The sequence below is a fragment of the Chitinophaga sancti genome (genome assembly GCF_034424315.1).
GTDB classification, from domain to species: domain Bacteria; phylum Bacteroidota; class Bacteroidia; order Chitinophagales; family Chitinophagaceae; genus Chitinophaga; species Chitinophaga sancti.
In genome coordinates this window covers 6442270-6455867 of the sequence record NZ_CP139972.1, presented here as the reverse complement: position 1 = coordinate 6455867, position 13598 = coordinate 6442270, and the positions used below count along the sequence as shown (strand labels likewise).

At 46.6% G+C, this 13598-nt stretch carries 14 protein-coding genes; 8 read left to right on the top strand and 6 right to left on the bottom strand.

Annotated elements, in window-relative coordinates:
* Positions 1 to 62 precede the first annotated feature (62 nt).
* Positions 63 to 506: a type I restriction enzyme HsdR N-terminal domain-containing protein gene (locus tag U0033_RS25320; protein WP_072360463.1), complete on the top strand. Its 444-nt coding sequence runs from the start codon at positions 63 to 65 to the stop codon at positions 504 to 506.
* Positions 507 to 556: 50 nt separating this feature from the next.
* Here the strand turns inward: U0033_RS25320 and U0033_RS25315 are convergent, their stop codons facing one another.
* The 4 genes from U0033_RS25315 to U0033_RS25300 are packed head-to-tail and all read right to left on the bottom strand — an operon-like array spanning position 557 to position 3647.
* Entirely contained in the window at positions 557 to 1975 is a 1419-nt protein-coding gene (locus tag U0033_RS25315; protein WP_072360461.1) for a Glu/Leu/Phe/Val family dehydrogenase, read from the bottom strand.
* Between the two features lie 47 nt (positions 1976 to 2022).
* On the bottom strand, positions 2023 to 2280 hold the full coding sequence (locus U0033_RS25310; RefSeq protein WP_072360459.1) for a CcmD family protein: 258 nt from the start codon (positions 2278 to 2280) through the stop codon (positions 2023 to 2025).
* Positions 2277 to 2939 carry a cytochrome c biogenesis protein CcsA gene (gene ccsA, locus U0033_RS25305; RefSeq protein ID WP_072360457.1) on the bottom strand — a complete coding sequence of 221 codons (663 nt, stop codon included), beginning with the start codon at positions 2937 to 2939 and terminating at the stop codon, positions 2277 to 2279. Before ccsA ends, U0033_RS25310 begins: the two co-directional genes overlap by 4 nt.
* A gap of 42 nt (positions 2940 to 2981) precedes the next feature.
* Positions 2982 to 3647 (bottom strand): heme exporter protein CcmB, encoded by a 666-nt coding sequence (locus tag U0033_RS25300; protein ID WP_083571517.1) that lies wholly within the window; start codon positions 3645 to 3647, stop codon positions 2982 to 2984.
* 31 nt (positions 3648 to 3678) lie between these two features.
* On the opposite strand from U0033_RS25300, the gene accC reads away from it, so the two are divergent.
* Together accC and U0033_RS25290 are read left to right on the top strand one after the other, a co-directional pair.
* Positions 3679 to 5154 carry an acetyl-CoA carboxylase biotin carboxylase subunit gene (gene accC / locus U0033_RS25295; RefSeq protein ID WP_072360887.1) on the top strand — a complete coding sequence of 492 codons (1476 nt, stop codon included), beginning with the start codon at positions 3679 to 3681 and terminating at the stop codon, positions 5152 to 5154.
* 117 nt (positions 5155 to 5271) lie between these two features.
* On the top strand, positions 5272 to 5751 hold the full coding sequence (locus tag U0033_RS25290; protein WP_072360455.1) for a GtrA family protein: 480 nt from the start codon (positions 5272 to 5274) through the stop codon (positions 5749 to 5751).
* Between the two features lie 8 nt (positions 5752 to 5759).
* Here U0033_RS25290 and U0033_RS25285 read toward each other — a convergent pair whose 3' ends face one another.
* Positions 5760 to 6326 (bottom strand): thymidine kinase, encoded by a 567-nt coding sequence (locus U0033_RS25285; RefSeq protein WP_072360453.1) that lies wholly within the window; start codon positions 6324 to 6326, stop codon positions 5760 to 5762.
* A gap of 129 nt (positions 6327 to 6455) precedes the next feature.
* Here U0033_RS25285 and U0033_RS25280 point away from each other — a divergent pair, with 129 nt between their 5' ends.
* Positions 6456 to 7700 carry a hypothetical protein gene (locus tag U0033_RS25280; RefSeq protein WP_072360451.1) on the top strand — a complete coding sequence of 415 codons (1245 nt, stop codon included), beginning with the start codon at positions 6456 to 6458 and terminating at the stop codon, positions 7698 to 7700.
* Here the strand turns inward: U0033_RS25280 and U0033_RS25275 are convergent.
* Positions 7670 to 8860, bottom strand: coding sequence for a 3-deoxy-D-manno-octulosonic acid transferase (locus U0033_RS25275; RefSeq protein WP_177318593.1), 1191 nt, complete (start codon positions 8858 to 8860; stop codon positions 7670 to 7672). The genes U0033_RS25280 and U0033_RS25275 overlap by 31 nt on opposite strands.
* Before the next feature lie 163 nt (positions 8861 to 9023).
* Here U0033_RS25275 and U0033_RS25270 point away from each other — a divergent pair, with 163 nt between their 5' ends.
* The 4 genes from U0033_RS25270 to rfbB all read left to right on the top strand — a co-directional run bounded on the left by U0033_RS25270 (position 9024) and on the right by rfbB (position 13594).
* Positions 9024 to 10163, top strand: coding sequence for a DegT/DnrJ/EryC1/StrS family aminotransferase (locus tag U0033_RS25270; protein WP_072360447.1), 1140 nt, complete (start codon positions 9024 to 9026; stop codon positions 10161 to 10163).
* Positions 10160 to 11473 carry a UDP-glucose dehydrogenase family protein gene (locus U0033_RS25265; RefSeq protein WP_072360445.1) on the top strand — a complete coding sequence of 438 codons (1314 nt, stop codon included), beginning with the start codon at positions 10160 to 10162 and terminating at the stop codon, positions 11471 to 11473. The genes U0033_RS25270 and U0033_RS25265 overlap by 4 nt, the downstream gene beginning before the upstream one ends.
* 19 nt (positions 11474 to 11492) lie before the next feature.
* A complete protein-coding gene (locus tag U0033_RS25260) occupies positions 11493 to 12437 on the top strand; it encodes a UDP-glucuronic acid decarboxylase family protein (protein WP_072360443.1) in 945 nt (314 codons plus the stop codon).
* 101 nt (positions 12438 to 12538) lie between these two features.
* On the top strand, positions 12539 to 13594 hold the full coding sequence (gene rfbB, locus U0033_RS25255; RefSeq protein ID WP_072360441.1) for a dTDP-glucose 4,6-dehydratase: 1056 nt from the start codon (positions 12539 to 12541) through the stop codon (positions 13592 to 13594).
* The last annotated feature ends 4 nt before the right edge of the window (positions 13595 to 13598 follow it).

The following is a 13598-nucleotide window of genomic DNA, read 5'->3' as shown; positions in this document are numbered from 1 at the left end:
AAGAAGAAAAGAGGAGATACCAAATTCTTGAGAAGCATACCTGAGATGCCTACCTTTGCCTGATGATCACCATCGAATTTCCCCCTCCTGACTTTAAAATTATCACAGAAAACGAGAAAGACCTGATATTCGACCGTTTCCGGAAAAAATACGTAGTCCTCACTCCCGAAGAATGGGTGCGCCAGAATTTTCTCAACTACCTCGTCACTACACTTAAATATCCGGCAGCCCTGATCGGCATTGAAAAAGAAATCTACCTCGGTGAGCTGAAAAAGCGCTACGACATTGTCGTTTTCAGCAAAAACCACCAACCCTGGATGATAGTAGAATGCAAGGAAATGGGTGTTCCCCTGGGCCAGGCTACCCTGGAGCAGATTGTGCGCTATCACATGGTATTACCCGCTGCCTACCTGGTAATTACCAACGGGGTCAATACCTGGTGCTGCGAACACAATGTTCCTGCGGGTCGCTGGGATTTCATTGAAATGCTGCCACCACACAAATAAAAAAGGACGTACCCACAAGAGTACGTCCTTTCTGTAAATATCATCACCCATCAAGGGAAAATACCCAATTGTTCGTAAGCAGCGCCTACCTTGTCAATTGCACAGATATAAGCAGCGGTACGCATATCATGTACATCAGGATGATTCACCATGATCTCACGCACTTCATGCAAAGCAGCATGCATGGTTTCTTCCAGGCCGGAATACACCAGATCTACTTCATCCGCACCGTGTGCAATGAACTTTCTTTCTCTCTCTGACACGCTCTTACCTGTCAGGTCTTCGATCACACCCAGGATGTGGATGTTCATATTCTCATCGAAGCGTTTGCCCAGGCGGCCATAACGCACATGACTGAGGTTCTTGAGCCACTCGAAGTATGACACCGTCACACCACCGGCATTCAGGAACATATCAGGCACTACGATCACGCCTTTCTTGTTCAGGATGTCATCTGCTTCTGGTGTAATAGGACCATTCGCAGCTTCACCGATAATGCGGGCCTTGATATTGGCAGCATTGCCTTTGTGAATCACATTTTCCAGTGCGGCAGGGATCAGGATATCACAATCCATTTCCAGACCATCTGTATTTTTCGCCAGGGTTTGTGCACCCGGGAAGTTGACAATTGAACCGGTTTCTGTCCTGTGTTTCAATACTTTGTCAGGATCCAATCCCTTTTCATTGTAGATCGCACCATCGTATTCGATCAGACCTACGATGATAGAACCTGCTTCATGGAAATATTTAGCAGCATGGTAACCTACGTTACCCAAGCCCTGTACGATCACTCTTTTGCCAATAAGACCAGGCTCCAGACCAACCTTCTTCATATCTTCCTTGATATTACATAATTCCTGCAGACCATAGAACACACCGAGACCGGTGGCTTCCTTACGGCCTCTTACGCCCCCCTGTGAAATCGGCTTACCAGTTACACAACCATAGCCATCGATTTCGCCTGGGCGAAGGCTCATATAAGTATCCAGGATCCAACTCATTTCCCTTTCACCAGTTCCATAATCAGGAGCGGGTACATCTATACCAGGACCGATAAAGTTTTTCTTTACCAGTTCAGCAGTATAACGACGGGTAATGTTTTCCAGCTGGAATGGAGAATAATTGCGGGGGTTGATTTTGATACCACCTTTCGCCCCACCGAAGGGCACGTTTACGATGGCACATTTGTAAGTCATCAGGGAGGCAAGGGCCATTACCTCATCCTGGTTCACTTCTTCACTAAAGCGGATACCACCTTTACAAGGAAGTTTGTGGTGAGAGTGCTGTACACGATAGGCTTCGATTACTTCAATCTTGTCACCTACGCGTACGGGGAATTTCATACGGTAAACGGCATTACAAGCTTTAATTTGCTCGAGAATGCCCTTCTCCCATTTCGTGAAACCTGCGGCTTTGTCAAAGCTTTTCTCAACGTTCTGAAAAAAGCTTATTTGCTGTTCTTGCGCCATAAAAAAAACTGTTTTGGTATAAATATGTAGTTGGACTTAATAAAGTCTTAGAGGGTATCAGCACGTTCCCTACGCTCCAGCTTACTGATCTTCCGATCCAGGCGAACTAAAAAGATCACAATGCCTGTAAAGATGATCAGCAGGACTCCTACTACCACATATATCTTGCCATTGCTACGAAAAAATTCATTTACCGGTCCAGTCTCTGTATTCTGTTGTTGCGATGCCGGCTCTTGTCCAAAAGTCAGCAGGGAAACTAACAATAACAAACAGGTACAGCAGAAAGAAATCGCTTTGTTAATCATTTAAAAATATTTTTTAACTCTAGTTTTTTGTAGCGCACCACGAGGGTATAGATCCAGACACTTAGCAATACCCAGCCAATAAATGCAGGATAGAGCACCGCTTTCATACCGCCATCAGTATCTTTTGAGGCAAATGTAGGAGAGCCGGCAGCTCCAGGGTGAAGAGAATCCACCATTCGTGGAATGATATATGTTAAGGGAATCAACAAAGCAAATGCGAAAATGTTAAACACTGCGGAGATACGTGCACGCTTATCGATATCCGGAATGGACATGCGCAGTACCAGATAAGCCATATAGATCAACAAAGCAACAGCAGTAAGCTGTTGTTTGGCGTCGCCTGTAATTGTTCCGCCCCAGGTATAGGTTGCCCACAGTGTACCGGTACAAAAGCCCAGTATACCAAAGAACACGCCTACACTGCCGGCAGCGCCAGCAAGGGCATCTCTCTTTAAGTCGTATTTAGTGAGATAGAGCAGGGAATTGGCTACTGAAATGCTGAACATGGTATACATGCACATCCACATCGGTACGTGGAAAAAGAGTCCCCGGGATGATTGCTGATTAGTACCTATAATAGGTATATCAATTGTAAACCCTGCAATTATAGTGTATATGAGAAGTATTACCGCTAAAGCTTTCCACCAGTGCTTTGCCATTGTTTTATCGGACTAAATGAGAGGCAAACCTACAACAAAATTCTAATCCTTCCATAAAAAAGGGAACAGAATAAGCGATAAGCCTACAATGAGTATATCCATAGCTCCCAGCATCAGGAACATCTTGGGCAGACCAGGTTGAAATACAATATTGAAGGAAGAACGGGCTATATTCGACAACATCGTCAGCAGGGGTAAAATGATAGGAAATCCCATGATAGCCATAAGCGCTGCATTTTGATTGGCCTGAGCAGCAATAGCCGCCAGCATGGTAAAAAGCAGGGAAAGGCTGAGGCCACCCAGCATGATTACGCCAACAAAATAAGGGAAATTCACAATCGGGTTGCCCATGAAAAGGATACAACAGACCAGGGTGATCACACTCATAATTGCCATGAGCAGGATATTATATATCAACTTGGCAATGATAAAGTTACGTGGATGAACCAGGGAGTAAAAATACAATAGCCGGCCCCGGTTCTCCTGCAGAAAGCTTTTGGCAATCGCATTGACTGATACAAATAACTGTACCACCCAGAAAAGGGCATTCCATGTCTTTTCTTCCGGCTTGCCTATCATCAGGTTAATGACAAATACGGTAGAAATGATATACAGCAGTACCCCATAAAGCGCATATTTCTGACGTAATTCCAGTAATATGTCTTTTTTCACCAGGGTAATCGTTTGATGGAATGCGGTCGATTTCATGAGGGGGCAAAGATACCTTATATTCGCTTTTATGAAAAAAATACTGGTAGCCAATCGCGGCGAAATCGCACTACGAATCATGCGATCTGCACGGGAAATGGGCATTGCCACTGTGGCGGTGTATTCTGAAGCTGACCGGACCATGCCCTTTGTACAATATGCAGACGAAGCTATTTGTATAGGCCAGGCTCCTTCCAGCCAATCCTACCTGCAAATCGACAGGATCATAGCAGCAGCCAAACAATCCGGTGCAGATGCCATTCATCCTGGCTATGGATTCCTGAGCGAGAACGCGCACTTTGCAGAAGCAGTAACCACTGCCGGTATTACTTTCATTGGCCCCAGTGCCTACGCCATTGAAATGATGGGTAGCAAACTGGCCGCAAAACAAGCCGCTCAAAAATTCGGCGTGCCCATGGTACCTGGTACCGAAACACCGCTTCGCAGCCTCGAAGAAGCACAGGAAATTGTGAAAAGAACCGGCTTCCCTATTCTCATCAAAGCGTCTGCCGGCGGTGGCGGCAAAGGGATGCGGGTAGTAAACGCTGCATCAGAACTGGAAGAGCAGATCCGCCTGGCCAAAAGCGAAGCGATGAGTGCCTTTGGCGATGATGCCGTATTCATTGAAAAATATGTAGGTGCTCCCCGCCACATCGAAATACAGATCCTGGGTGACCAGCATGGAAATTACGTATATCTATTTGAACGTGAATGCTCTATACAACGCCGCCACCAGAAATTGATAGAAGAAGCCCCCGCCTCCTGCCTCACCCCTGACATACGCTCCGCTATGGGCAAATGTGCCCTGGACGTAGCCAAAGCCTGTAATTATTATAGTGCTGGCACTGTCGAATTCCTGGTAGATGAGCAGCTGAACTTCTATTTCCTGGAGATGAATACCCGCCTGCAGGTAGAACACCCGGTTACAGAACTGATCACAGGACTGGACCTCGTTAAAGAACAGATCAGGGTAGCCAGGGGAGAGAAATTAACCTTTTCACAGGAAAACCTGACAATAAATGGTCATGCGATTGAGTTAAGGATCTGTGCAGAAGACCCTGCCAGCAATTTCCTGCCGGATACTGGCACCCTTGAAACCTACGTACGCCCCCAGGGTTATGGCATCAGGGTAGATGACGGGTATGAAGCGGGCATGGATATACCTATATATTATGACCCAATGATTGCCAAACTTATTGCCTGGGGAACTAACAGGGAGGAAGCCAGGGAAAGATTGCTGCGCGCGATTGCCGAATACCAGGTAAAAGGGATACAGACCACCTTATCATTTGGCAGCTGGGCTTTGCAACAACCTGCATTCATCAGCGGACAGTTCGACACTAATTTTATAGGAAAGTATTTCACACCACAATCATTGGAAAGTCCTTCCCCAGATGCTGCCAGGGCCGCTGCCTTGCTGGCCGTACAGGTATGGCAGGAAGAACACAGAAAGGCAAAACAGCAACCTGTAAACCAGGCCGCAGGCAGGTGGAAAACACGCCGCTAACGGTATGCCCGGACCATCTCATCCATTCTATTGAAGACTACTAAATTGTTAAGATAATTCTAAAGCGCGATACAGTAACGGTAAAACGTACTAGTTTTGTTATTGTATATTTTTTTTATGAGACGGTTTATTCTATTAGTTATTTCGTTTTTCTACCGCCCATTTGCCAAAATGATGCCCTTTCAGACCTTCCGCTACCTTGCCTGTGGTGGTGGTAATACGGCCCTGGATATATGTTTATATTTCATCAGCTTCCACTTCATTCTGAAAGAACAAGATGTAATTCTACCTTTTATCACTATCCAGGCACACATCGCAGCCTTATTTATGGCGCTCGCGATTACTTTCCCTACAGGTTTCCTCCTCAGTAAATACATCGTATTCTCTGAGTCCAACCTGAAAGGCAGGATACAGCTCATCCGCTATTTCATCCTGGTAGGTACCTGCCTGCTGCTAAATTATGGGTTCATGAAGTTATTTGTAGATGTGCTGGGCTTCTACCCAACCCCTGCCAAGATCCTGACCACCTGCTTTGTAGTCATCTTCAGCTATCTGACACAGAAAAAATTCACCTTTAAGGTAAAGGCGATAGAGTAGTCTGCAGACTACTCTTCGTAATAACAATGCCTGCACCTGGGCTCGTACAGATCAGTTTCTCCTAATAATACGGTATGCTTATCGGCTGATTTCCGGTAGGAATAATTGGCTATGTTGCCACACTTCACACAAATGGCGTGCAGCTTGGTAATGTAATCTGCTTTGGCCAGCAAAAATGGCATCTGCCCAAATGGTTTGCCCAGGTAATCCATGTCAAGACCTGCCACAATTACGCGAATACCACGCAATGCCAGTTGGTCACACACCTGTGGCAGTTCTCCATCAAAGAACTGCGCCTCATCGATGCCCACGACATCCACGTCCTGAGCAAGCAACAGAATCTGCTGAGAGTTCTCAAGAGGGGTGCTGTTTATCCGGCTTTCATCGTGAGAAACAATATGTTGTATGTCGTAGCGGGTATCAATTACAGGCTTAAATATTTCAACTTTTAAATTGGCAATGCGGGCCCTTTTTAATCTCCTGATCAACTCCTCCGTTTTTCCAGAAAACATTGAGCCACAGATCACTTCTATCCAACCCCTTCGCCCTCCTGCAAGAGAAGGTTCAATAAACATAATATACTATTTTGATTTACAGTTAATTAAAATGGTATAACTTCATGCAAATAAAATAATTTCTCCCAGACTACGTTAACAATTAACGCATGGAACGCATTTTGCATTAAATTATTTTTTTTTGCGATTATGGAAAAAATAAGTGCATTAATTGACAAGTTACAGGAATTAAAGACGACCGGGGCGACCCTGCAGTCCATATCATATTATGTGCAATTATTGCAGGCGGAGATTCTTCACGCCCGTGGCCTCGAAAGAGAACGGGAGAGAGAAATACAACGCAGGCAGAGTCATATAGCTGTGATTTTACCGGGAGCTCCCTTAGCTGAAACGGAACTTACAGTAGATTCCAATGGTAACATAACCGCCCCGCAATTTACAGCATCTGAATCAATACCAGTTCCAGAATATAAACACCCTGAACCACCAGCACCTGAGCCGGTAGGTATTATCGAACCTGCACTGATTGTAAATCAACCTGTTGCAGATGAATATCAGGCACCAGCTACGCCAGAGAAAACTCCCGAGCCTCCAGCCCGGGAAAAAACTCCGGAAATAACTTATCAGCCACCTGCACCAAATGTAATCCAACCCGATGCGGAAAAAACACCAGCGCCAATTCCGGTACATGAGTCACTGAAAGCCTATCAATCAGCAGCTCCTACACCCGAAACGCTGAAAGCATACCGTTCTCCGGTTTCTGAGCAGGATGCGCTGAAAGCCTATCGCACACCGGCACCAGAACAGGCTCCAGCCTATCAGCCGCCAGTACCAGTACCTCCAATCGAGCCAGCGACCAGCTCCCTGCCGCCAGTAACGCCAGCAGCAGGCTACCATTCACCGCTTACTCCTACGGAACCACCGGCAGCCTACCAGCCGCCAATAGCCACTCCAGCGCCGGAACCAACGCCGGCTCCCAAAGAAGAGGATAAACAACCCGTATTCATTCACCTCTTTGGTGATGCCAGGCAGCCCGTAGTCAGCGCCATCAGGCCCGAAAAACCTGAAACGCATGAAACCAATGGCATCCACTCCGAGCTGAAAGAACTGAATCAGAAAGTAGCACAAAATATACCTTCCCTGAACGATCGCCTCCGCCAAAGTCAGTCAGAGATTGGTGATCGCTTCAACGATATGCCGGTCAAAGACCTGCGCCAGGCCATCGGTATCAATGACAAATTCCAGTTCATCCAGGAACTCTTCCGTGGCGACGTAGACTCTTACGAGCGCTCCATCAAGACCATCAATGAGATGCATTCCATTCAGGATGCAGAATATTGGATAGAAAGAGAGTTGAAAATCAGACAGGGTTGGGTAGATGATAACCGCGTCGTTCGCCAGTTTTATGCCTTGGTGAAAAAACGTTTTTCCTGAATATAAGCCAGAATTTTCCCGGTAGCACCCTTGTGCTCCGCCACAAAACGGCCGGCAGCATTGCCGGTTTTTATGCAGGAGGCATCGTCTTCCAGTAAGGACTCCATTACTGTTGTCAATGAATTGGCATCGGCAATGGTCACACCACCGCCTGCGATTAATAATGCAGCAGCTTCCGGATATTTATGGAATACAGGGCCAAATACCACCGGTTTACTATAAGTAGCCGGTTCCAGTATATTGTGGATACCGTCTTTTCCAAAGCCCCCACCAATAAAAGTCACGCGGGCATACCGGTACAATAGGGACAACAACCCGATATTATCAATAATGAGTACATCCCCCTGCCCGTCTGCAGAATAGCGGAGAGCCCCAGGGAATAATGACTGCACCTGTTTAATATGTGATTCGTGAATTTCGTGAGGAGCCAGTATCAGGCAGCGATCCGGTTTGGCATTTGCCTTCCACCAGTCTGCCAACACCTGCTCATCGGCTTCCCAGGTACTACCCGCTATCACGGCCTTGCGGCCATTAACAAAGGAGTCAATACCCGGTAGTTCCACTGCTTCCTGCAGTAGCGCAAATACCCTGTCAAAACGGGTATCCCCCGCCAGGCTCGCCTTTTCAATGCCCAGTTGCCGAATCAGGTCCAGCGATTCCTGGTTTTGCACAAAAATCCAGTCAAACTGCCGGAGCAGGCGCCTGAACATACCTCCATAAGGCTTGAAAAATAACTGCTTAGGCCTAAAAATACCAGAAATCAGTAAGACCGGGATCTGCCTTTTGGACAAAGCCGTGAGGAAATGATACCAGAACTCATACTTAATAAAGATCACCAGGTCCGGGCATACAATATCCAGGAAGTCACGTGCATTTCCGGGGGTGTCCAACGGGAGATAATACACGTAATCAGCTCCCTGGTAGTTTTTACGCACCTCATAGCCAGAAGGAGAATAGAACGTAAGCAGGATACGGCAATGGGGGTACCGGGCGCGGATAGCTTCCACCACAGGTCTGCCCTGTTCAAACTCTCCCAAAGAAGCCGCATGCACCCAAAGGAGGGGGCCGGCACCTTTCAGCTGTTCCTTCATCCGCTCCCGCCAATGGCGACGGCCGTCTATCCAAAGTTTAGCCTTGGCATTGCCGGTGGCTGCGGCCAACCCAACCCCGGCCCGGTATGATCTTATTCCTATATTATATATGGCGTTTCCCAGCATCCTGATGACTTACTTATACTGAATTTTTTAATAGGGGCAAAGATACTGCCCTTCCTATGTCAAAATTTGTAAATTTGCTCACTTTAAACAAATATCTATCCCAGACATGGTACCGATTCAAATGGTGGATCTCAAACGCCAATACAACAAGATTAAACCGCAGGTAGACGCTGCTATGGCGGAAGTTTTAGAAAGTGCAGCTTATATTAATGGTGCGCCAGTACAGAAATTTACTTCGGCCCTGCAAGATTATCTTGGAGTGAAGCACGTAATTCCATGTGCCAACGGAACTGATGCATTACAGATCGCCATCATGGCCCTGGACCTGCAACCTGGCGATGAAGTTATTACTCCTTCCTTTACATTTATAGCAACCGCTGAGGTGATTGCCCTCCTGCAGCTGAAACCAGTTTTCGTTGACGTAGATCCTAAAACCTTCTGCCTGGATCCGGTAGCTGTGGAAAAAGCGATTACGCCAAAGACCAAAGCCATCGTTCCCGTGAACCTATATGGCCATAGTGCTGACATGGAACCTATCATGGCACTTTCCCGCAAGCATAATATCCCTGTTATTGAAGATAATGCCCAGGCAATCGGTGGTACTTACACCTTTGCTGACGGTACTGTGAAGAAAACCGGAACTATCGGTCATATAGGCTGTACTTCCTTCTTCCCTTCCAAAAACCTGGGTTGCTACGGTGATGGTGGTGCCCTGTTCACCAACGATGATGCCCTGGCTGCAAAGATCAAAATGATCGCTAACCATGGCCAGTCTGCCCGTTATTATCATGATATGGTGGGTATCAATTCCCGCCTGGACACACTGCAGGCTGTGGTATTGAACATCAAACTCCCGCTGCTGGACGAATACATCAAGGCTCGTCGTGCAGTAGCCGATGCCTATGATGCAGCATTTGCCAACCATCCTAAGATCACAGTTCCTTACCGTGCGGCAAACAGCTACCATGTATTTCACCAATATACCTTGCAACTTGAAGGTGCTGATCGCCTTGCATTACAACAATATTTAGCAGAGCAACATGTGCCTGCCATGATTTATTATCCCGTACCGGCTCACAAGCAAAAGATGTTTGCCAATTTTGGCGGCGCTAATTTTAACCTGCCTATTACAGACTCTCTGACATCCAAAGTGATCTCCTTACCGATCCACACCGAAATGGATGCAGACCAATTGAATTACATTATTCACTCCGTTCTTTCATTTTTAAATCAAACCTCCAAATGAAAATTACAGTAGTAGGCACCGGGTACGTAGGTTTAGTGACCGGTACTTGCTTCGCTGAAACCGGCAACGATGTTACATGTGTAGACATCGATGCCGCTAAGGTGAGTAAGTTGTCCGGCGGAAAAATTACTATTTACGAGCCCGGACTTGAAAAATTATTCGAACGTAACCTCAAGGAAAACCGCCTGCAGTTCACTACTGACCTGGCAGCCGGTGTGAAAGATGCTGAAGTGATCTTTCTTGCACTCCCGACCCCTCCAGGTGAAGATGGCTCTGCAGACCTTTCTTACATTCTGAATGTAGCTGAACAACTGGGTAGCATCATTACTGACTACAAGGTGATTGTAGACAAAAGTACTGTACCGGTAGGCACTGCCGAAAAAGTACAGGCAACTATTGCTAAGAATTGCAAATGCGAATTCGATGTAGTGTCTAACCCGGAATTCCTGCGCGAAGGTGTTGCTGTCGATGACTTCATGAAACCTGACCGCGTGGTAATAGGTACCCGCTCAGAAAGAGCCCGCAAAGTAATGGGCGACCTGTTCGGGCCATTCGTTCGCCAGGGTAATCCCATCCTGTTCATGGATGAAAAATCAGCAGAACTGACCAAGTATGCTGCCAACTCCTTCCTCGCTACCAAAATCTCTTTCATGAACGAAATCGCCATCCTTTGCGAAAAGCTGGGTGCCGACGTAGACATGGTACGCCGTGGTGTAGGTAGTGACGATCGTATCGGTAAACGTTTCCTGTTCCCTGGCATCGGTTACGGCGGCAGCTGCTTCCCTAAGGATGTACAGGCTCTGGTTAAATCATCAGAAGATGCTGATTATGAATTCAGGATCCTGAACGCAGTAATGGACGTGAACGAAAAACAGAAACTGTTCCTGCTGCCAAAGATCAAAGCATACTTTAACAACGACCTGAAAGGCAAACACTTTGCACTCTGGGGACTGGCTTTCAAGCCAAACACCGATGATATCCGCGAAGCACCCGCTTTGTATATCATAGATGCACTCGTAGCCGCAGGCGCCACTGTAACGGTACATGATCCTGAAGCTATGGAGAATGTAAAAAGACTGCTGGGAGACAAAGTTTCCTACGCCAGCCATCAGTACGATTGCTTAAACAATGCCGATGCATTGGTGATAGCCACAGAATGGAGCGTATTCAGAACACCTGACTTCGAAAAAATCAAGTCAAGCCTGAATAACGCACTTATATTTGACGGTCGTAACCTGTTTGACGTAGCGAGAATGCAGGAACTGGGCTTTCATTATGAGAGCGTAGGCCGCTCAGCTGCCAGCATTTAACATTCAACCAAAATAGTTTATGAATAAAAAAAGAATTCTGATCACTGGTGCCGCAGGTTTCCTGGGCTCACACCTGTGTGACCGTTTCATAAAAGAAGGTTTTCTGGTAGTCGGAATGGATAACCTCATCACTGGTAATATCAAGAACATCGAACACCTGTTCCCATTACCAGAGTTCGAATACTACCATCATGATGTAAGCAAATTCGTGCACGTATCAGGCCCGCTGGATTATATCCTGCACTTCGCCTCCCCTGCAAGCCCGATTGACTACCTGAAGATGCCGATCCAGACCCTGAAAGTAAGTTCCCTCGGTACCCACAACCTGCTGGGCCTTGCCAAGGAGAAAAAAGCCAGGATACTGGTAGCCTCTACTTCCGAAGTGTATGGTGACCCACTGGTGCACCCACAGACAGAAGAATACTGGGGTAACGTGAATCCAATAGGTCCACGTGGTGTATATGATGAGGCAAAACGCTTCATGGAATCCATCACCATGGCTTATCACAATTTTCATGGTGTGGAAACACGCATTATCCGAATTTTCAATACTTATGGTCCGAGAATGCGACTCAATGACGGCCGTGCATTACCGGCATTCATGAGCCAGGCATTGACCGGGCAGGATCTGACCGTATTCGGAGATGGTTCTCAGACCCGTTCTTTCTGCTATGTAGATGACCTGGTGGAAGGCATTTACCGCCTACTCCTGTCTGATTATCACTTACCGGTAAACATCGGAAATCCGGCAGAGATTACCCTGAAAGAATTCGCGGAAGAAATCATCACACTCACTGGTACCAGTCAAAAGATCGTGTACCAGCCGCTACCCAAAGATGATCCGAAACAACGTAAACCGGACATCACAAAGGCACAGGAGATACTGGGCTGGTCTCCTAAGGTTGACAGAAAAGAAGGTCTGCGTATCACGTACGAATACTTCAAAGAAGCTCTTAACAAATAAATAACGCTACGCGGGTTACAGACTGCGGATGTACGATTGTATTCTAATGAGGTAGTTTTACAATCGTTATTCGTAATTTGTAACCCGTAATATTTTATTATATGGACCATACCATCTTAATCACCGGCGGTGCTGGGTTTATTGGATCTCATGTTGTGAGATTATTTGTCAATAATTATCCACAGTATAAGATCGTCAATCTTGATGCACTCACCTACGCCGGTAACCTGGAAAACCTGAATGATATCAAGGATAAACCCAACTACACTTTTGTAAAGGGCGATATTACCGATGAAGCTTTTATGGATGAGTTATTCAGGGATTATAAATTTGATGGTGTAATACATCTGGCCGCCGAGAGCCATGTAGACAGGTCCATCATGGACCCGCTGGCATTCATTAAGACCAACGTAATGGGTACAGCAACCCTGCTGAATACCGCCAGAAAATACTGGAAAGATAATTATGAAGGCAAGCGCTTCTATCACATCTCAACAGATGAAGTATATGGTAGCCTGGGCCAGGAAGGTTTCTTTACCGAAGAAACATCCTACGATCCCCGCTCTCCTTACTCTGCCTCCAAAGCCAGCTCCGACCACTTTGTGATGGCATGGTATCACACATATCACCTGCCTGTAGTGATCTCCAACTGCTCAAACAACTATGGTTCCAACCATTTCCCTGAGAAGCTGATTCCCCTGGCTATTCACAATATCAAGAATAATAAGCCCGTACCTGTATATGGTAAAGGTGAGAACGTACGCGACTGGCTTTTCGTAGAAGACCACGCCCGTGCGATCGATACTATCTACCACAAGGGCAGGATCGGTGAAACATACAACATTGGTGGTTTCAATGAGTGGAAAAATATTGACCTCATTAACCTGCTCTGTATCATCATGGACAAGAAACTGGGCCGTGCACCCGGTACATCCGCAAGCCTGATCACTTTTGTGAAAGACCGCGCCGGCCATGACCTTCGCTACGCTATTGACGCAACTAAACTGAACAAAGAACTGGGTTGGTATCCTTCCCTTCAGTTTGAAGAAGGACTGGAAAAGACCGTGGAATGGTACCTGGCCAACGAAGAATGGCTGGAACACGTCACCAGCGGTGCTTACCAGGACTATTACAGTGATCAATACCAGAAAAGATAATACA